The organism is Mycolicibacterium sp. XJ879 (genome assembly GCF_053483935.1).
Genome location: NZ_JBEFTH010000010.1, coordinates 15,427 through 32,432 on the forward strand (window position 1 = coordinate 15,427; position 17,006 = coordinate 32,432).

General features: G+C 66.5%; 17 protein-coding genes and 1 tRNA gene. 11 read left to right on the plus strand and 7 right to left on the minus strand.

Annotated features, from left to right (window positions below):
* Window positions 1-167: 167 nt before the first annotated feature.
* From ABQF13_RS19930 to orn, 4 genes are all read right to left on the minus strand, one after another.
* Window positions 168-596 carry a hypothetical protein gene (locus ABQF13_RS19930; protein WP_448394517.1) on the minus strand — a complete coding sequence of 143 codons (429 nt, stop codon included), beginning with the start codon at window positions 594-596 and terminating at the stop codon, window positions 168-170.
* Window positions 597-685: 89 nt separating this feature from the next.
* Window positions 686-1,057: a hypothetical protein gene (locus ABQF13_RS19935; RefSeq protein ID WP_448394518.1), complete on the minus strand. Its 372-nt coding sequence runs from the start codon at window positions 1,055-1,057 to the stop codon at window positions 686-688.
* 231 nt (window positions 1,058-1,288) lie between these two features.
* Window positions 1,289-1,361 (minus strand) — tRNA-His (locus tag ABQF13_RS19940).
* Window positions 1,362-1,395: 34 nt separating this feature from the next.
* Entirely contained in the window at window positions 1,396-2,043 is a 648-nt protein-coding gene (gene orn, locus ABQF13_RS19945; RefSeq protein ID WP_448394519.1) for an oligoribonuclease, read from the minus strand.
* 25 nt (window positions 2,044-2,068) lie between these two features.
* On the opposite strand from orn, the gene ABQF13_RS19950 reads away from it, so the two are divergent.
* Window positions 2,069-3,643, plus strand: coding sequence for a helicase HerA-like domain-containing protein (locus ABQF13_RS19950; protein ID WP_448394520.1), 1,575 nt, complete (start codon window positions 2,069-2,071; stop codon window positions 3,641-3,643).
* Here the strand turns inward: ABQF13_RS19950 and cmrA are convergent.
* On the minus strand, window positions 3,640-4,446 hold the full coding sequence (cmrA, locus tag ABQF13_RS19955) for a mycolate reductase (protein ID WP_448394521.1): 807 nt from the start codon (window positions 4,444-4,446) through the stop codon (window positions 3,640-3,642). The two genes, ABQF13_RS19950 and cmrA, sit on opposite strands and share 4 nt — an antisense overlap.
* A 25-nt stretch (window positions 4,447-4,471) precedes the next feature.
* On the opposite strand from cmrA, the gene ABQF13_RS19960 reads away from it, so the two are divergent.
* Window positions 4,472-5,797 carry an MFS transporter gene (locus tag ABQF13_RS19960; RefSeq protein ID WP_448394522.1) on the plus strand — a complete coding sequence of 442 codons (1,326 nt, stop codon included), beginning with the start codon at window positions 4,472-4,474 and terminating at the stop codon, window positions 5,795-5,797.
* On the opposite strand, the gene ABQF13_RS19965 is transcribed toward ABQF13_RS19960, so the two are convergent.
* Window positions 5,794-6,555, minus strand: a complete 762-nt coding sequence (locus ABQF13_RS19965; protein WP_448394523.1) for an MmpS family transport accessory protein — start codon at window positions 6,553-6,555, stop codon at window positions 5,794-5,796. The two genes, ABQF13_RS19960 and ABQF13_RS19965, sit on opposite strands and share 4 nt — an antisense overlap.
* Window positions 6,556-6,744: 189 nt before the next feature.
* On the opposite strand from ABQF13_RS19965, the gene ABQF13_RS19970 reads away from it, so the two are divergent.
* The 3 genes from ABQF13_RS19970 to ABQF13_RS19980 all read left to right on the plus strand — a co-directional run bounded on the left by ABQF13_RS19970 (window position 6,745) and on the right by ABQF13_RS19980 (window position 9,090).
* The gene (locus tag ABQF13_RS19970) at window positions 6,745-8,586 is read left to right on the plus strand and encodes an alpha/beta hydrolase family protein (RefSeq protein WP_448394524.1); all 1,842 of its coding nucleotides are present in this window, start codon (window positions 6,745-6,747) and stop codon (window positions 8,584-8,586) included.
* A gap of 92 nt (window positions 8,587-8,678) precedes the next feature.
* Window positions 8,679-8,906, plus strand: coding sequence for a hypothetical protein (locus tag ABQF13_RS19975; RefSeq protein ID WP_163903270.1), 228 nt, complete (start codon window positions 8,679-8,681; stop codon window positions 8,904-8,906).
* A 31-nt stretch (window positions 8,907-8,937) separates the two neighbouring features.
* Entirely contained in the window at window positions 8,938-9,090 is a 153-nt protein-coding gene (locus ABQF13_RS19980) for a DUF6131 family protein (RefSeq protein WP_448394525.1), read from the plus strand.
* Between the two features lie 66 nt (window positions 9,091-9,156).
* On the opposite strand, the gene ABQF13_RS19985 is transcribed toward ABQF13_RS19980, so the two are convergent.
* Window positions 9,157-9,756, minus strand: a complete 600-nt coding sequence (locus ABQF13_RS19985) for an SACE_7040 family transcriptional regulator (RefSeq protein WP_448394526.1) — start codon at window positions 9,754-9,756, stop codon at window positions 9,157-9,159.
* Between the two features lie 69 nt (window positions 9,757-9,825).
* Between ABQF13_RS19985 and ABQF13_RS19990 the strand changes: the two genes are divergently transcribed.
* From ABQF13_RS19990 to pdhA, 6 genes are all read left to right on the plus strand, one after another.
* On the plus strand, window positions 9,826-11,376 hold the full coding sequence (locus ABQF13_RS19990) for a carboxyl transferase domain-containing protein (RefSeq protein WP_448394527.1): 1,551 nt from the start codon (window positions 9,826-9,828) through the stop codon (window positions 11,374-11,376).
* A gap of 5 nt (window positions 11,377-11,381) precedes the next feature.
* The gene (locus ABQF13_RS19995) at window positions 11,382-13,376 is read left to right on the plus strand and encodes an acetyl/propionyl/methylcrotonyl-CoA carboxylase subunit alpha (protein ID WP_448394528.1); all 1,995 of its coding nucleotides are present in this window, start codon (window positions 11,382-11,384) and stop codon (window positions 13,374-13,376) included.
* Window positions 13,373-14,533, plus strand: coding sequence for an acyl-CoA dehydrogenase family protein (locus ABQF13_RS20000; protein ID WP_448394529.1), 1,161 nt, complete (start codon window positions 13,373-13,375; stop codon window positions 14,531-14,533). Before ABQF13_RS19995 ends, ABQF13_RS20000 begins: the two co-directional genes overlap by 4 nt.
* Window positions 14,530-15,018: a MaoC family dehydratase gene (locus ABQF13_RS20005; RefSeq protein ID WP_448394530.1), complete on the plus strand. Its 489-nt coding sequence runs from the start codon at window positions 14,530-14,532 to the stop codon at window positions 15,016-15,018. The genes ABQF13_RS20000 and ABQF13_RS20005 overlap by 4 nt, the downstream gene beginning before the upstream one ends.
* Window positions 15,018-15,836 carry an HpcH/HpaI aldolase/citrate lyase family protein gene (locus ABQF13_RS20010; protein WP_448394531.1) on the plus strand — a complete coding sequence of 273 codons (819 nt, stop codon included), beginning with the start codon at window positions 15,018-15,020 and terminating at the stop codon, window positions 15,834-15,836. The genes ABQF13_RS20005 and ABQF13_RS20010 overlap by 1 nt, the downstream gene beginning before the upstream one ends.
* Window positions 15,837-15,937: 101 nt before the next feature.
* Entirely contained in the window at window positions 15,938-17,005 is a 1,068-nt protein-coding gene (pdhA, locus tag ABQF13_RS20015; protein WP_448394532.1) for a pyruvate dehydrogenase (acetyl-transferring) E1 component subunit alpha, read from the plus strand.
* Window position 17,006: the final 1 nt, after the last annotated feature.

Genomic DNA, 17,006 nt, shown 5'->3' on the forward strand with positions numbered 1-17,006 from the left:
GCCTTTCAATTCGCCGGTAGTCACCGTGAGACCCCCAGTGTGCTAGCAAAGAGTTGAACGGAACTTTATACAGCACGAGACCGACAGCAACGGTGTTTGCGGCCCGATTTGCTACCTTCTGCAAAGTCCCGGGGCACCCGGGTGGTCTCGCAATGTGACGCGCAGGTTCACGGACCGGGGCCACTCGTTGTCACATCCGATTCGGATGTTTCCGCGTCGGGCCGACCGATCTTGAGGAACCGGAAACCGACTCGTTGGGCATCAGGGTTTTCGGGGTCCGCTTCGCCCTGAAAACTGTCTATCGCCGTGCCGTTGTCCGCAACCTGCGGTCCGAACTGCTTGAAGGTCCATCCCTCATCATCGAAGTAGCAGAAGTTAATTCCCGCCCCATCGAGAGTTGGCGCACCAAGGTTGGACATAATCGCTTGAACGTTCCGCTCGCGAGGAATGGCAACACACATCGCGTGCCTGCCGACGCCTGGGTTGTCGTCGGAGACTTCCCGCTGCACCTTGACCATGAGCTTGGCCGCGCGGGTGACTCCGTGTTCCTGCTTGAGAACTTTCGGAAAGTATCGGCCCAAGAGTTGCTCGTGCAAGGGCCGTGTAAGTCCTCCACCAGCGACGAGGAAGGCCGAGTTGTGGCCCGCTTTGCGACCGAGCAGGTGCGTGTCAAAGTGAGTCGGGTCTACTGGCATTGGGCCGCCCGTCGGAAGTTAGCGACATGAGCAACTTGGGGATCCTTGCGGTAGTCGAACCCCGCAATGACGATGGCAAGACGGCGGTCGGTGTACCAAGCGGGCAGGTTCCCGATCCGTTTCGAGGCTTCGGCCTGAAGCGTCTCGATGCCCGCTTCGAATGAATCGCAGTCCGCTAGCAGTTTCGCGATCCAGTCTGACGTCGGCTCCCGTTGTGCTCGGTCGATTCGGGCAAGCCCGGTAAATCCGACACTGAAGCAACTCCGCCAGCAGACAAGCTTCGTTGCGTGGTCGTCGTACAGTTCCCCGTTGGACTTCGTTAGTCGACGGTCGGCGACTTGGAGGACGAGGTCCTCAGTCATCAGTGTCTGAATTAGCGTCATGTTCGCGTGCCTGTCTGCCGCCAGATGGTTGAGTGGGGCAGTTCCACGCTATCGGCGACGTACGACAAAACTGCTATACGCGCAGTCGTCGCGGGGGTCACCAATCGGCGGGCTCACCGCTCTGCAAAGCTGCCCGAAGGTTGCAATAAGGGCGCAAGCACATCATGAATGCAGAAGGTGGGAGAGTCGAAAACCCTCTCCCACCTGCGGGGTGGCTGACGGGACTCGAACCCGCGACAGCCAGGATCACAACCTGGTGCTCTACCAACTGAACTACAGCCACCATCGCCGCAGCCGAAGCTGCAGCGCCGTCGATACTATCCGCTCGAACGCTGTCCGGCCGAATCGGTAACGCCCGAGTCGGCGCCATTCGTTCCCAACTCCGCGGCGATCGCCGCGATATCGCTGGTCGAAGGCCCGGGCGGGGCGACGAACGCGGTGCGGCGGTAGTAGCGCAACTCACGTATCGACTCGTGGATATCGGCCAGCGCGCGGTGGGCCAGGCCCTTTTCGGGCTGGCCGAAGTAGATCCTGGGATACCAACGACGGCACAGTTCCTTGATCGAGCTGACGTCGATCATCCGGTAATGCAGGAACTCGTCGAGCTTGGGCATGTCGCGGGCGATGAAGCCCCGGTCAGTGGCGATCGAGTTGCCGGCCAGCGGCGCGGTCTTGGCCTGTTTGACGTGCGTGCGGATGTATTCGAGGACCATCTCCTCCGCCGCGGCGACGTCCACGGACGAGGCCCGGACCTCCTCGATCAGCCCCGATTTGGTGTGCATCTCGGTGACCACGGGAATCATCGACGACAACGCCTCGTCGTCGGTGTGAATGACGACGTCGAGGCCCTCGCCCAGGATATTGAGGTCGGCGTCGGTGACCAGCACCGCGATCTCGATCAGCCGGTCGGTCGCCAGGTCCAGCCCCGTCATCTCACAGTCGATCCACACCAGTTCGTCGCGCACAGCGATCACAGTACTGTTTTCGACCATGACGACTGAGCCGACAGGCACACCCGCGCAGCAGATTGCCTCCGGTTACGGCGTCGAAGGCCAGGCTCTGGAGCTCGGCGCCGTCGTCGTGGACGGGGTATGTGACCGGTCGGCGCAGGTCCGCATTCCGCTGGCGACGGTCAACCGGCACGGGCTGGTCGCAGGCGCAACCGGCACCGGCAAGACCAAATCGCTGCAGCTGATCGCCGAACAGCTGTCCGCCGCCGGGGTGCCGTGCCTGATGGCCGATGTGAAGGGCGATCTGTCGGGGCTGTCGCGGCCGGGGGAGGCTGGCGACAAAATCGACCAGCGCGCCGCCGACACCGGCGACAGCTGGACGCCCACGGCGTACCCGGTCGAGTTCCTGACACTGGGCACCGACGGCATCGGTGTGCCGGTACGCGCCACGATATCCAGTTTCGGTCCGATCCTGCTGTCGAAAGTGCTGGGCCTCAACAAAACCCAGGAGTCCACGCTTGGGCTGATCTTCCACTGGGCCGATCAGCAGGGCCTGCCGCTTTTGGACCTCAAAGATCTGAGGTCGGTGATTCAATACCTCACCAGCGACGAGGGTAAGCCGCTGCTGAAGTCGCTGGGCGCGGTGTCGACGACGACGGCCGGGGTGATCCTGCGTGCCCTGGTGAACCTCGAGGCAGAGGGCGGTGACACGTTCTTCGGCGAACCCGAACTGGAGCCCCAAGACCTGCTGCGCTTCGACGATCAGGGCCGCGGTGTCATCACGCTGCTGGAACTGGGCAGCCAGGCCACCCGGCCGGTGATGTTCTCCACGTTCCTGATGTGGGTGCTGGCAGACCTGTTCACGTCGTTGCCCGAGGTCGGTGACCTCGACAAGCCCAAGCTCGTGTTCTTCTTCGACGAAGCACACCTGCTGTTCACCGATGCCTCCAAGGCGTTCCTCGAACAGGTCGAGCAGACCGTCAAGCTGATCCGGTCCAAGGGTGTCGGGGTGTTCTTCTGCACCCAGCTGCCCACCGACGTCCCCAACGACGTGCTGTCCCAACTCGGTGCACGCATCCAGCATGCGTTGCGCGCGTTCACACCCGATGACCAGAAGGCGCTGTCCAAGACGGTGCGTACCTATCCGAAAACCGATGTGTACGACCTGGAGTCGGCGTTGACATCGCTGGGTATCGGCGAGGCGATCGTCACGGTGCTCTCGGAGAAGGGCGCGCCGACGCCGGTGGCGTGGACGCGGATGCGCGCACCGCGCTCGCTGATGGACACCATCGGCGACGACGCGATCGCTGCGGCCGCCCAGGACAGCCCACTGCAGGCCGAATACGGCCAGACCGTGGACCGCGACTCGGCCTACGAGCGGCTGGCCGCCAAGCTCGCGCCCCCGCCCGACGTCACCGAGGTCGCGCCCCCGGAGGTGCCGCTGCCGCCACCACCGATGCCCGCATCGGCCCAGCCGCCCGACGAACCCGGCTTGATGGAGAAGGTGATGGACAGCCCCGCGTTCAAGAGCGCGATGCGCTCGGCGGGCACCGTCATCGGCCGCGAGATCACCCGCAGCATCTTCGGCACCGGCCGCCGCCGCCGGAAGCGCTAACCGCCGGCGAGCTTTTTGTACACTGCGCCGACGATCGGCGTCACGATCGCGCGCGGGCTGTAGCCGCTGGCGACCGACATCGCCTTCGACGTTACGCCGGGCACTACCCGCATCTTGTTGGCTGCCAAGCCATCCAGCGATAGCTTCGCGGTGTACTCGGTGGAGATCCACAGGAAGTCGGGGATCAACTTCTCCACCAGCGACTGCTCATCCTCGGAGGGAAGTGTCTCGCGCACCGGTCCCGGCGCCAGCAGCGTGACATGCACACCGACGCGTTTGAGCTCACCGCGCAGCGACTCGCTGAACGTGTTGACGAACGCCTTGCTCGCCGCGTAGGTCGCGTTGTTGGGGATCGGTGAATTACCCGCCGCCGAACCAGAAATCAGGATGCCGCCGGCCCGGCGCTGCGCCATCCCCGGCAGCACCGCGAGCACAAGGTCGTGCACGCCAAGCACATTCAGCTGCACCTGCGCCTTCTCGCCGGCCGGATCCAACCCGGCGACCGGACCGAACGTCGCCGTGCCCGCGTTCGCGCACAGGATCGAGACGTTGCGGGTGGCCAGCTCGTCGCAGAACTCGGTGCGCGCGGTCGGGTCGGCCAGGTCCACGGGGCGCACCTCAACTGTCACGCCGTAGCGCTCGGTGAGCCGGTCCGCCAACGCCGTGAGCACGTCCTCGCGGCGGGCGGTGACGATGAGGTGGTGTCCGCGGGCGGCGAGCTCGACGGCCAACGCTTCACCGATGTTCTGCGATGCGCCGGTGACGACGGCCCGGGCGTCCGCGGTGGGAGCGGGTACTGGCATGGGGCGGACTATATCGTGGGCACCCATGAGCGACACCCGCCCGGCGGCGGCGCTGCCGAGTGCGGCCAAACGGCAGGTGTTCGCATGGGCCCTGTGGGACTTCGGCGCGACCGGGCTCAACGCGATCGTCGTGACGTTCGTGTTCTCGGTCTATTTGACCAATGTCGTGGGCGACGACCTGCCCGGCAGCGCCAGCCCCGCGGGCCTGCTGGGCTGGGCGCTGGGTTTCGCGGGTCTGGTGGTCGCCCTGCTCGCGCCGGTCACCGGCGTGTGGGTCGACGCGCCGTGGCGGCGCCGACGCGTGCTGGGGGTGCTCAGCGGCTTTGCATTGCTACTCACCGCGGCGATGAGTTTGATCGGCGACGACCACCACCACCTGCTGCCCGGCCTGCTGCTGTTGGCAGGCGCGTCGGCCTGCAACGAGTTGGCGACGGTGCCCTACAACGCGATGCTGCGCCAGCTTTCCACACCGACGACGTCCGGGCAGATCTCCGGGCTGGGTCTGGGTCTTGGTTACTTCGGCAGTGTGGTGCTGCTGCTGATCGTGTACTTCGGCTTCGTCTCCGGCGACGGCGACACCCGCGGCTTATTGAGCTTGCCCATCGACGACGGCCAAAACATCCGCGCCGCAATGCTGTTGACCGCCATCTGGTTCGGGCTGTTCGCCTTGCCGGTCGTCATCGCGGTGCGCAGCCCCGTGCCGCGGCCTAAAGAGCCCATTGCCAGAGCGGGTTTCTTCAGCGGCTATCGCACCCTGTGGAAGGAGATCGTCAGCGAGTGGCGCCGCGACCGCAACGTGGTCTACTACCTGCTGGCCAGCGCGGTCTTTCGCGACGGGCTCACCGGGATCTTCGCGTTCGGCGCGGTGCTCGGCGTCAACGTCTACGGTGTCTCGGCCGCCGATGTGCTGCTGTTCGGGGTGAGCGCCAGCGTGGTGGCGGCCGTGGGCGCGGTCGCAGGCGGCCTGCTCGACGACAAGTTCGGCGCCAAGGCCGTGATCGTCACCTCGCTGACGGCGATGATCGCCGTCGGCGCCACGCTGATGGCACTGTCCGGGCCGTTGGCGTTCTGGATCTGTGGGTTGTTGCTGTGCCTGTTCATCGGGCCGACGCTGTCGGCCGCGCGCACGCTGCTGCTACGGATCTCAGCCGAGGGTAAAGAGGGCGTCGCGTTCGGCCTCTACACCACGACCGGACGGGCGGTGTCGTATCTGGCGCCGTTTCTGTTCTCCACCTTCATTGTCGTGTTCGGCGCCGACCGCGCCGGGATGGCAGGGCTGCTCGTGGTGCTGCTCGCCGGTCTGCTGGGGATGCTGGCCGTACGCGTACCCCGCCATGTCACGAGGGACTAGCCGAGCGCGGTGCAGATGGTCAGCCCCGCGCCGGTGCGCTGCTGCACCATCGCACCGTTGACGCTGATCGAGCAGGACACCTCGGGGCCGACGTTGATGATGCTGATACTGGCCGAACCCTCTGCGGGCCTCGACAACTCAACCTGTTTGCTCCACGGCAGCAGCACGTTGAACTCCGTCTGCAACAGCCCGCCGGAGTCCACGTAGGTGATGTTGATCGCCCGGCCGGTGCCGGTGACGTCGTAGACCACCGTTTCGGTCACCCCCGGGTTGGTGGTCGTGGTCCTCGGCGGCGTGCTGGGCACCGTCGGCGGCGGAACCACCGGGACCGTGGGCCGCCGCGTTGTCGTCGGCGACGGCGCGGTGAACCTCGGCTCCTGCATCGACGGCGGGGCGACGACGGTCTCCTGCCGGGACCGGTTCACGTTCACGATGACCAGGGCAACGACCAGGCCGACGACGGTCACCACCGCCACCCCGGACAACACCCACAGCCAGCGCGGCGTGCTCGGCTCCTCCGGCGGCGGTTCGTCGGGCGGCGGACCGGGCGGATATTGCTGGCCGTACTGGCCGGCCGCATAGGGGTCGTAGCCGTAGGGCGAATACCCCGTCAGCTGCTCCGTGGGCGCAGGCCCGGTGGGGGCCTGGTACGTGGGGCCGTAACCCGCCTGGCTCGCGTACGCCGGATCGGCATAGCCCGGGTAGCCGCTAGCCTGCGGTTGGGACGGGTCCGGCCCGTCGCGGCGTGAGTCGGTCATGCCCACCTCATGGCTGCGAGGGTACCTGTGCGGCCGCCCAAACCGCGCTCGTCGCGCCGCACAAGCCCCTGATCAGCCCCAAAGCCGCGGCCGTGACCTGGAACTTCCCCGGGCTGGGTCGCCGAGCGCCCGCGGCTATGGAGAATACGAGGGGTGGGGCAACAGGTACGCCGGGTCTACGGCGCGTCAATGTCGCCGGACGCGACCGCGTTCGCGCACCTTGTCGACGACGGCGGCTTTCCCCGCGCGGTGCAGCGCTTCCTGCGTGGTTGGCGGGCGACATCCTCCCGTGACGTCGAACTGCCTGTCGAGGGGCCCGTCACCCGGGTGATGCACTCGGCCGACGGGCACTGGCTGGCGTGTGAGGTATCCCCGGACGGCAGTACCCGCACCCAGATCTGGGTCGTGACAACCGATCCCGACGACCGCGACGCGCGGCGCATCGACTCGTGGCCTGACGGCAGCGGGGAGGGCACTGCCGAGCTGATCAACTGGGACGGCACCCTGGTGGCGGCCATCCTGACCGGTGACGACGGCGTCGGAAGTTCCTGCCTGATCGACCCCGCCACTGGCGAAACCACCGTGCTGGACCGCCGCTCGAGCGGCCGGTTGGTCGACGCCTGGGCCGGCGTGGCGCTGGTGCGCGTCGGCCCGCGTGGTTACCGGGATCTGATCATGCTGCGCGGCGGCATCGAGATGGTGCTGCTGCCATACGATCCCGGATCCACCACCGACACCGGTCTCATCCTCGACGACCACCTCCCGCGCCGGTTGCGCGCGGGCGTGGAGGGTGAGTTCACCGAGATGTACCAACCCACAACACACTTGGAAGACGACAGCACCGAGGGCTATGTGCGCGCCCTCATCCGCAGCGAGAACGGCGCCGAGTACGCGCGGCTGCTCGGTGTCACCGCGACCCCGGACGGGGTGTCCTATCACGTGGTCGCCGAGCGTCCCGGATTCGAACTCGACGAGTTCACCGTCAGCGACGACCTCTCGACCGTAGCCATGTTGTGGAACATCCACGGCGCCAGCGAATTACAGATTCTCGAGCTGACCGACAACACCCTGTACGACCCGATTCCGTTGCCCGGCATGGTGGCCAGTCAGCTCAGCATCAGCGCGGGCGGTTCGATGCTGGCGTTGACGGTCGAAGGACCGTCGCAGCCGCCCACAGTCGAGCTGGTCGACCCGCGCACCGGCGAATGGGAACTCGTCGACCGCGAGCCCAGCCTCGGGCCGGTGAGCACCGACCCGACGTTGGAGACCATCACCGCCCGCGACGGGCTGGTGTTCAGCGGTTGGTTGTTCCGGCCGCCCGAGGATGTCGAAACGATCGGCGCGATGCTTTTCCTGCACGGCGGGCCCGAGGGCCAAGGCCGGCCCGGCTACAACGAGTTCTTTCCGGCGTTGGTGGAAGCCGGAATCGCGGTGTTCCTGCCCAACGTGCGCGGATCCGGCGGGTTCGGGCGCAATTTCATGCATGCCGACGACAAGGAACGCCGGTTCGCGGCCATCGACGACGTCGCCGACTCCGTGAACTTTCTGGCCGAGAACAACTACGCGCCGGCAGATCGCATCGCCTGCTGCGGATGGTCCTACGGCGGCTATCTCACCCAGGCCGCGCTCACGTTCCACCCGGACCTGTTCGCGGCCGGCATCAGCATCTGCGGGATGAGCGATCTGAACACGTGGTATCGCAGCACCGAACCGTGGATTGCCGCGGCGGCTTATCCCAAGTACGGCCACCCCGTTGGCGACCGGGAGCTGCTGGCCCAGCTTTCACCCCTGCAGCGGGTGACGGACCTGACCGCTCCGCTGCTGCTGGTACACGGCGCCAACGACACCAATGTGCCGCCCAGCGAATCTCAGCAGATGTACGACGCATTGCGAAAGCTTGGCCGCACCGTGGAATACCTGGTGTTCGACGACGACGGTCACGAGATCGACCGGCGGGAGAACCGCGCCGTTCTGCTCAAGGCCATAAGCGAGTGGCTGTTCGCCGCGTTTTCACCGGCCACACCACTTTGATGCATTAGCTGCGCTTCATAGGTTTAACGCCATTGGCGCAAGGGTAATTCACTGCTACGTCAATGCGGTGTCCACAAGGACGGAGGCGCAGTATGCGAGGAGTTATCGGCGTCGTTGTACTCATTTGGTTGCTGATCGGAGTATTGGCCGCATATCAACGCGGTTATTTTCAGACCGGCGACGCGAACTGCGCCACAGCGGCTCGAGTCGCGTTGACGGTTCTCGTCGGGCCGCTCAACTATGCGGGCGTGAACCCCAAAGTTGATTGCAATATCCCGGAGCCCAGCGCGTCCGGGCTCTACCCGAAAGCCGTTGCCTGACAGCAGCGGCTACTAACGAAGGAGTGGCGTGATGATTGTGCTCGGAATCATCCTTGCGGTGTTGGGATATTTCCTGTGGACGCCGTTGATGTACATCGGCATCGCGTTGATCGTCATCGGCGCGGTGTTCTGGTTGCTGGGAAGCATGGGCCGTCCGGTGGGCGGCCGGCGTGCCTGGTATTGACCCCACCGACTTCTGCGGCGGTCACCCGTTTCGGGTGGCCGCCGTTGTCGTTTGCGCGACGACCGGTCAAGACAACGCCGCCATGGTCATCGTCCGCAGTACAGCGCGTGACCGTGACGGCTCGATTCCGTTGGCGCCGTGAGCTTTCAACGCATGCGGAGTGGAGTTCATCAAGCCGAACGCCGCATGGGACATCAGCCGGGCCTCCTTCTCCATGACGCCGCGGTGCAGTAGTTGATCCACCCAGATCTCCACGTACTGACGCTGGGCCTTGCGCACCTGACGCTTCGCAGACGCGGGTAGATGCGCCAGATCGCGGTCCTGGATGCGGATCAGGTCCGGTTCGCCGAGCGCAAAATCCAGGTGGAAGTCGACCAGGCCGTCCAGCGCCTCCTCTGGGTCGCCCGCCTGTTCGACGACCGCTTCCGCCCCCGCCAGCAGGCGCGTGCTGATACCCACCAGCAGTTCGACCAGCAGCGCTTCCTTGTTCGGGAAATGCCGGTAGATCGCCGGTCCGCTGACGCCGGCGGCCGCCCCGATGTCTTCGAGGCGCACCGCGAGATAGCCGCGGTCGGCGATCAGCCGCTCAGCGGCCGCCAGCAGCTTCCCGCGGCGGTCGGACTTGCGTCGACTGCGGGGTGTTTCAACGCGCGCGACGGTAGACATTTCGGTTAATGATAACTAACATCCCCCTCGGTTAGTCGTCATTAACTCAACTGAAACGGTTTTCTTTCGATGGCAACGCGGGTTTCACATCGCGAGAAGCATGTCGAGCTCGTCGAGCAACTGCGGGCCAAGTTGGCCGCCGCGGCACTCGGCGGTTCCGAACGTGCCCGCGAACGACATGTCAGCCGCGGCAAACTGCTGCCGCGCGACCGGGTCGACGGGCTGCTCGACCCGGGCAGCCCCTTCCTCGAGGTGGCGGCGCTGGCCGCCGACGGCATGTACGACGACGAATGCCCGGGCGCGGGCATGATCGCCGGCGTCGGGCGCATCTCCGGGCGCGAGTGCATGATCGTGGCCAACGACGCCACCGTGAAGGGCGGCACCTACTATCCGATTACCGTCAAGAAGCACCTGCGCGCTCAGGAGATCGCCGCACAGAACCGGCTGCCGTGCATCTACCTCGTCGACTCCGGCGGCGCGTTTCTGCCGCGCCAGGACGAGGTGTTCCCCGACCGCGACCACTTCGGCCGCATCTTCTACAACCAGGCCACATTGAGCGCGCAAGGCATCGCGCAGATCGCCGCGGTGCTCGGCTCCTGCACCGCGGGCGGCGCCTATGTGCCCGCGATGAGCGACGAAGCCGTCATCGTGCGCAACCAGGGGACGATTTTCCTGGGCGGCCCACCGCTGGTGAAGGCCGCAACCGGCGAGGTGGTGACCGCAGAAGAACTCGGCGGCGGTGACCTGCACTCCAAAACCTCCGGTGTGACCGATCACTTGGCGCATGACGACCGCGACGCGCTGCGCATCGTGCGGCGCATCGTGGCGACGTTGGGTCCCCGTGCCGAACCGCCGTGGGACATCGCACCGACGGTCGAGCCGGCGGCCGATCAGACCGAGCTCTACGACGTCGTTCCCGTCGACTCACGCGTTCCCTACGACGTGCACGAGGTGATCACCCGCATCGTCGACGGGGGAGAGTTCTCCGAGTTCAAGGCCGAGTACGGCGCCACGTTGGTCACCGGCTTCGCCCGCATCCACGGACATCCCGTTGGGATCGTCGCCAATAACGGTGTGCTGTTCAGCGAATCCGCATTGAAGGGCGCGCATTTCATCGAGCTGTGCGATAAGCGCGTGATCCCGCTGTTGTTTCTGCAGAACATCTCCGGCTTCATGGTGGGCCGCGACTACGAGGCAGGCGGTATCGCGAAACACGGCGCCAAGATGGTCACTGCGGTCGCGTGCGCCCGCGTGCCCAAGCTGACGGTCGTCATCGGCGGTTCCTACGGTGCAGGCAACTACTCGATGTGCGGTCGGGCCTACTCGCCGCGGTTTCTGTGGATGTGGCCCAACGCCCGCATCTCGGTGATGGGCGGTGAGCAGGCGGCGTCGGTGCTGGCGACAGTACGCGGTGAGATGACGCCCGAAGAAGAAGAGAACTTCAAGGCCCCCATCCGCCAGCAGTACGAGGACCAGGGTAACCCGTACTATTCGACGGCGCGGCTGTGGGACGATGGGGTCATCGATCCTGCTGACACCAGAACGGTGCTGGGCCTGGCACTTTCGATTGTCGGGCAGGCGCCGCTCGAGCCGGTCTCCTACGGCGTATTCCGGATGTGATGCAGATGCCTGCCACGAGCTTCCACACCGTGCTGGTCGCCAACCGCGGCGAGATTGCGGTGCGGGTCATCCGCACCCTTCACGCGATGGGCATCAGGGCGGTCGCGGTCTTCAGCGACGCCGACGCCGGCGCACGCCACGTCGCCGAAGCCGATACCGCCGTGCACATCGGCCCCGCTGCCGCGCGCGACAGCTACCTCAACATCGACGCCGTCGTCGCCGCGGCCACGCGCACCGGCGCCCAGGCCGTACACCCCGGTTACGGATTCCTCTCGGAGAACGCACAATTCGCGGCCGCACTGCACGACGCCGGCATCGTGTTCATCGGGCCGCCCGTCGCGGCGATCCAGACCATGGGCGACAAGATCGCGGCCAAGGCCGCGGTATCGGCGTTCGGTGTCCCCGTCGTGCCGGGAATATCGCGAGCCGGTCTCACCGACGCCGACCTGATCGCCGACGCCGACGACGTCGGATATCCGGTTCTGGTCAAACCGTCGGCCGGAGGTGGCGGCAAGGGCATGCGCGTCGTGCAGGAGGCGTCCGAACTACCCGCCGCGCTGACCAGCGCACGGCGTGAGGCCGGCGCCGCATTCGGCGACGACACCCTGTTCCTCGAACGGTATGTGCTCAACCCGCGCCACATCGAGGTGCAGGTGCTCGCCGACGGCTACGGCAACGTGGTGCACCTCGGGGAACGCGAATGCAGCCTGCAACGGCGGCACCAGAAGGTCATCGAAGAGGCGCCGTCCCCGCTGCTCGACGAGGCGACCCGGGCACGCATCGGCGCGGCCGCCTGCGACACCGCACGCAGTGTGGACTACACCGGTGCCGGCACCGTGGAGTTCATCGTGTCCGCCGACCGGCCCGACGAATTCTTTTTCATGGAGATGAACACTCGCCTGCAGGTCGAACATCCGGTGACCGAGCTGGTCACCGGCATCGACCTCGTCGAACAACAGCTGCGCATCGCCGCCGGCGAGAAGCTGCCGATCGCCCAGGACGACATCACCCTCACCGGCCACGCCATCGAGGCACGGGTGTACGCAGAAGACCCGGGCCGCGGCTTCCTGCCGACCGGCGGCGACGTACTCGACCTCGCCGAACCGCGCCGGCCCGGCATCCGGGTGGACTCCGGGCTGACCCGCGGCACGGTCATCGGCAGTGACTACGACCCCATGCTGGCCAAGGTGATCGCCCACGGCACCGACCGGTCCGACGCCATCCGCGCGCTCGACGCGGCGCTGGCCGATACCGCGGTGCTCGGGGTGATCACCAACATCGAGTTCTTGCGGTTTCTGCTGGCCGACGCCGACGTCGCCGCGGGGCGTCTGGACACCGGGTTGCTCGACCGCCGCGCGCCGGACTTCCAGCCCGCCGCGCCCGGCGACGACGCGTTGATCGCGGCCGCGGCCTACAAGTGGCTGCGCGGCTGGCGCAGCGCGACGCCCGACCTGTGGGCGATGCCGTCGGGCTGGCGGATCGGAGAACCGGCGCCGACGACGTTTCGGCTGAGCTCCGGCGCGCGCACCGACCACGTGTATCTCACCGGCACCCCCTCGGCCGCCCGCGCCGCCGTCGAACACGGCGAATCCCATTCGCTGACAGCCTCGTTGGCCGGTGACCGGCTGGCGATCACGCGCGACGGGTTGCGCACCGACTACCTCGTCGCCGCCACCGATGGTCAGATCTGGCTGTCCGGCGCCGGCCGCACCGCGATGGTCGAAGAGCTACGCGAAGCACCGGTGCGCGCCGACGACCAACTGTCCGGTGACGCCGAGCTGACCAGCCCGATGCCGGGCTCCGTTGTCGCCGTGGGTGTCTCGGACGGACAGCCGGTCGAAGCAGGCACCGTCGTCGTCACCGTCGAGGCGATGAAAATGGAACACGCGCTGGCCGCGCCGGTCGACGGTGTGGTGGAACTAATCGTCGCCGCGGGTGATCAGGTGAAGGTGGGCCAAGTTCTGGCCCGAATAACGGCAGGCAAGGAGCCGCAATCATGACCGACTTTCTGGCTACGGGCACCCTGCCCGACCACTACGCCCAACTGGCCAAGACCGTGCGCGACTTCGCGCAGTCGGTGGTGGCGCCGGTCTCGGCGAAACACGATGAGGAGCACTCGTTTCCCTACGAAGTCGTCGCGGGCATGGCCGACATGGGATTGTTCGGCCTTCCGTTCCCCGAGGAGTACGGCGGCATGGGCGGCGACTACTTCGCGCTGTGCCTGGCGCTCGAGGAACTCGGCAAGGTCGACCAGAGCGTGGCGATCACGCTCGAAGCCGGGGTGTCGCTGGGCGCGATGCCCGTCTACCGGTTCGGCAACGACGCCCAGAAGCAGGAGTGGCTACCACTGCTGGCCAGCGGCAAAGCCCTCGGCGCGTTCGGTCTGACCGAACCCGGCGGCGGCAGTGACGCCGGCGCGACCAAGACCACCGCCAAGTTGGACGACGGGCACTGGGTGATCAACGGCAGCAAGCAGTTCATCACCAACTCGGGCACCGACATCACCAAGCTGGTGACGGTCACCGCGGTCACCGGGGAAGCTGACGGCAAGAAGGAGATCAGCTCGATCCTGGTACCCGTTCCGACAACGGGTTTCACCGTCGAACCGGCCTATAACAAAGTGGGGTGGAACGCCTCGGACACCCATCCGTTGAGCTTCGACGATGTGCGGGTGCCCGAGGAGAGCCTGCTCGGCGAGCGGGGCCGCGGTTATGCGAACTTCTTGCGCATCCTCGACGAGGGCCGCATCGCCATCGCGGCGCTCTCGGTGGGCGCCGCGCAGGGCTGTGTGGACGAGAGCGTCAAGTACGCCAAGGAGCGTGAAGCGTTCGGTCGCCCGATCGGTGCCAACCAGGCGATCGCGTTCAAGATCGCGCGGATGGAAGCCAGGGCGCACACCGCACGCACGGCCTACTACGACGCGGCGGCGATGATGCTGTCGGGCAAGCCGTTCAAGAAGGCCGCGGCCATCGCCAAGATGGTGGCCAGCGAGGCCGCGATGGACAACGCCCGCGACGCCACCCAGATCTTCGGCGGCTACGGTTTTATGAACGAGTACCCGGTGGCCCGCCACTACCGCGACAGTAAGATCCTCGAAATCGGCGAGGGCACAACGGAAGTGCAGCTGATGCTGATCGGAAGGGAACTCGGGCTGTGAGCGAGAAACGCATAGTGGTCCAGCGTGGGCTGTGGTACGAGGAGTTCGAGACCGGTGTGCTCTATCAGCACCGGCCCGGCCGCACCCTCACCGAAGCCGACAACGTGTTGTTCACCACGCTGACGATGAACACTCAGGCGTTGCACCTCGATGCGGCGTTCTCCGATGCGCTGCCGCCGTTCAACCAGCGGCTGATCAACTCGATGTTCACGCTGTCGACGCTGGTCGGCCTATCGGTGGCCCAACTGACCCAGGGCACGATCGTCGGCAACCTCGGCTTCGGCGAGGTCGCGTTCCCCAAGCCGCTGTTTCACGGCGACACGCTGTACGCCGAAACCGAGGTCACCGAGAAGCGCGAGTCCAAGAGCCGCCCCGGCGAGGGCATCGTCACCTTCGCCCACACCGGACGCAACCAGCACGGTGATGTCGTCGCGCTGGCCTCGCGCAAGACGATGGTGCGGATGCGGCCGCAGGACGGCGCCTGATGGCGCTCGAGCAGCCCGGACCAGGCTGGCTGTTCTGCCCGGCCGACCGGCCCGAACGATTCGAAAAGGCCGCCGCGGCAGCCGATGTCGTCATCCTCGACCTCGAAGACGGCGTTTCGGCCAAAGATCGCGAGGCGGCCCGCCAGGCGCTGATCGACACACCGCTGGACCCCAGCCGCACCGTCGTCCGGGTCAATCCGGTCACCACGGCCGATCACGCGCTGGACGTAACGGCTTTGGCAGCAACGCAGTACACGACCGTGATGCTGGCCAAGACCGAGACCGCCGAGCAGGTGGCCTCGCTGGCACCGCTGGACGTGGTGGTGCTCGTCGAAACCCCGCTGGGCGCCCTCACCGTTACCGAATCGGCCCGTGTCGACAATGCGTTCGCGGTGATGTGGGGTGCCGAGGACCTGTTCGCGGTCACCGGCGGCACCGCCAACCGCTGGCCTGACGGCAGCTACCGCGATGTCGCCAAACACGTGCGCGCGCAGAGCCTGCTGGCGGCCAAGGCCTACGGTCGGCTGGCGCTGGACTCGGTGTATCTGGACATCAAGGACCTCGACGGGTTGCGCGCCGAAGCCGACGACGCGGTCGCGGTCGGGTTCGACGCCAAGGTGGCCATCCACCCCACCCAGGTGGCGGTGGTGCGGTCCGCCTACGCACCGACCGACGAACAGGTCGACTGGGCCCGCCGCGTGCTCGACACGGCCCGCGACCAACGGGGCGTCTTCCAGTTCGAGGGCATAATGGTAGATGCCCCAGTGCTGCGGCGAGCAGAGCGTATCGTCGCGTTGGCGCCACACCCCGGCAGCTGACGGACAGGCCTCTAATCAGGGGTTTTGCTCTGACCGCCGCCGTGCTGAGCACCTCAGTCGCCTGACGGCGCGATCCGCCGTCAGTGACCTTAGGAGGCGGTATGGCTGGTTTGTCGGAATTGGTCCAACTCGTGGCGCCGGACGGCACGCCGACCACCGAAACCCGATACCGCCGAGATCTGCCGCCCGAGACGCTGTCGTGGCTTTATGAGTCGATGGTCGTCACCCGTGAGCTCGACGTCGAGTTCGTCAACCTGCAGCGCCAGGGGGAGCTGGCGCTGTTCGCGTCGTGCCGCGGCCAGGAGGCCGCACAGATCGGTGCGACCGCGTGCCTGCGTAAAACCGACTGGCTGTTCCCGCAATACCGCGAGATCGGCGCGTTCCTCCTGCGCGGCATCACGCCAGCCCAGATGGCCGCCGTGTGGCGCGGCAAGTGGCACGGCGGACTCGGTTTCACCGAGAAGTGCGTCGCCCCCATCTCCATCCCGATCGGCACGCAGCCACTGCACGCCGTCGGCGCCGCGATGGCCGCGCAACGGCTGGGCGAGGATTCGGTCACGTTGACGTTTCTCGGTGACGGCGCGACCAGCACCGGCGATACGCACGAGGCGCTGAACTTCGCTGCGGTGTATCAGGCGCCGTGCGTGTTCGTCGTGCAGAACAACCAGTGGGCGATCTCGGTACCGGTCGAACGCCAGACCGCCGCGCCGTCGATCGCGCACCGCGCCATCGGCTATGGCATGCCGGGCATCCGCGTCGACGGCAACGACGTGCTGGCATGTTTCGCCGTGGTGGCCGAGGCCGCCGCACGGGCCCGCGACGGCGCGGGTCCGACGCTGATCGAGGCGGTGACCTACCGGATGGGCCCGCACACCACCTCCGACGACCCCACCCGGTACCGAGATCCCGACGAGGTGGCGCGCTGGGCCACAAAGGATCCGATCCAGCGCTACCGCACGTACTTGCGCGAGGAAGGTGTGTGGAGCGACCGGCTCGAAGAGCGCGTCGCGACCAAGGCGAACCGGTTGCGAGCCGAACTGCGCGATTCCGTCGTCGACGCCGACGATTTCGACGTCGGCGACATCTTCGACACCGTCTATTCCGACATCACCCCGGACCTGCACAACCAGCGGCGAACTCTATTGGCGGAACTGGCCAGGGAGGCGTGAC

Excerpts from the sequence above, each read along its gene's own strand:
- ABQF13_RS19935 (WP_448394518.1), bottom strand. The coding sequence starts at position 1,057 with ATGACTGAGGACCTCGTCCTCCAAGTCGCCGACCGTCGACTAACGAAG.
- ABQF13_RS19950 (WP_448394520.1), top strand. The coding sequence starts at position 2,069 with ATGACGACTGAGCCGACAGGCACACCCGCGCAGCAGATTGCCTCCGGT.
- cmrA (WP_448394521.1), bottom strand. The coding sequence starts at position 4,446 with ATGCCAGTACCCGCTCCCACCGCGGACGCCCGGGCCGTCGTCACCGGC.
- ABQF13_RS19960 (WP_448394522.1), top strand. The coding sequence starts at position 4,472 with ATGAGCGACACCCGCCCGGCGGCGGCGCTGCCGAGTGCGGCCAAACGG.
- ABQF13_RS19965 (WP_448394523.1), bottom strand. The coding sequence starts at position 6,555 with ATGACCGACTCACGCCGCGACGGGCCGGACCCGTCCCAACCGCAGGCT.
- ABQF13_RS19970 (WP_448394524.1), top strand. The coding sequence starts at position 6,745 with ATGTCGCCGGACGCGACCGCGTTCGCGCACCTTGTCGACGACGGCGGC.
- ABQF13_RS19975 (WP_163903270.1), top strand. The coding sequence starts at position 8,679 with ATGCGAGGAGTTATCGGCGTCGTTGTACTCATTTGGTTGCTGATCGGA.
- ABQF13_RS19980 (WP_448394525.1), top strand. The coding sequence starts at position 8,938 with ATGATTGTGCTCGGAATCATCCTTGCGGTGTTGGGATATTTCCTGTGG.
- ABQF13_RS19985 (WP_448394526.1), bottom strand. The coding sequence starts at position 9,756 with ATGTCTACCGTCGCGCGCGTTGAAACACCCCGCAGTCGACGCAAGTCC.
- ABQF13_RS19990 (WP_448394527.1), top strand. The coding sequence starts at position 9,826 with ATGGCAACGCGGGTTTCACATCGCGAGAAGCATGTCGAGCTCGTCGAG.
- ABQF13_RS19995 (WP_448394528.1), top strand. The coding sequence starts at position 11,382 with ATGCCTGCCACGAGCTTCCACACCGTGCTGGTCGCCAACCGCGGCGAG.
- ABQF13_RS20000 (WP_448394529.1), top strand. The coding sequence starts at position 13,373 with ATGACCGACTTTCTGGCTACGGGCACCCTGCCCGACCACTACGCCCAA.
- ABQF13_RS20010 (WP_448394531.1), top strand. The coding sequence starts at position 15,018 with ATGGCGCTCGAGCAGCCCGGACCAGGCTGGCTGTTCTGCCCGGCCGAC.
- pdhA (WP_448394532.1), top strand. The coding sequence starts at position 15,938 with ATGGCTGGTTTGTCGGAATTGGTCCAACTCGTGGCGCCGGACGGCACG.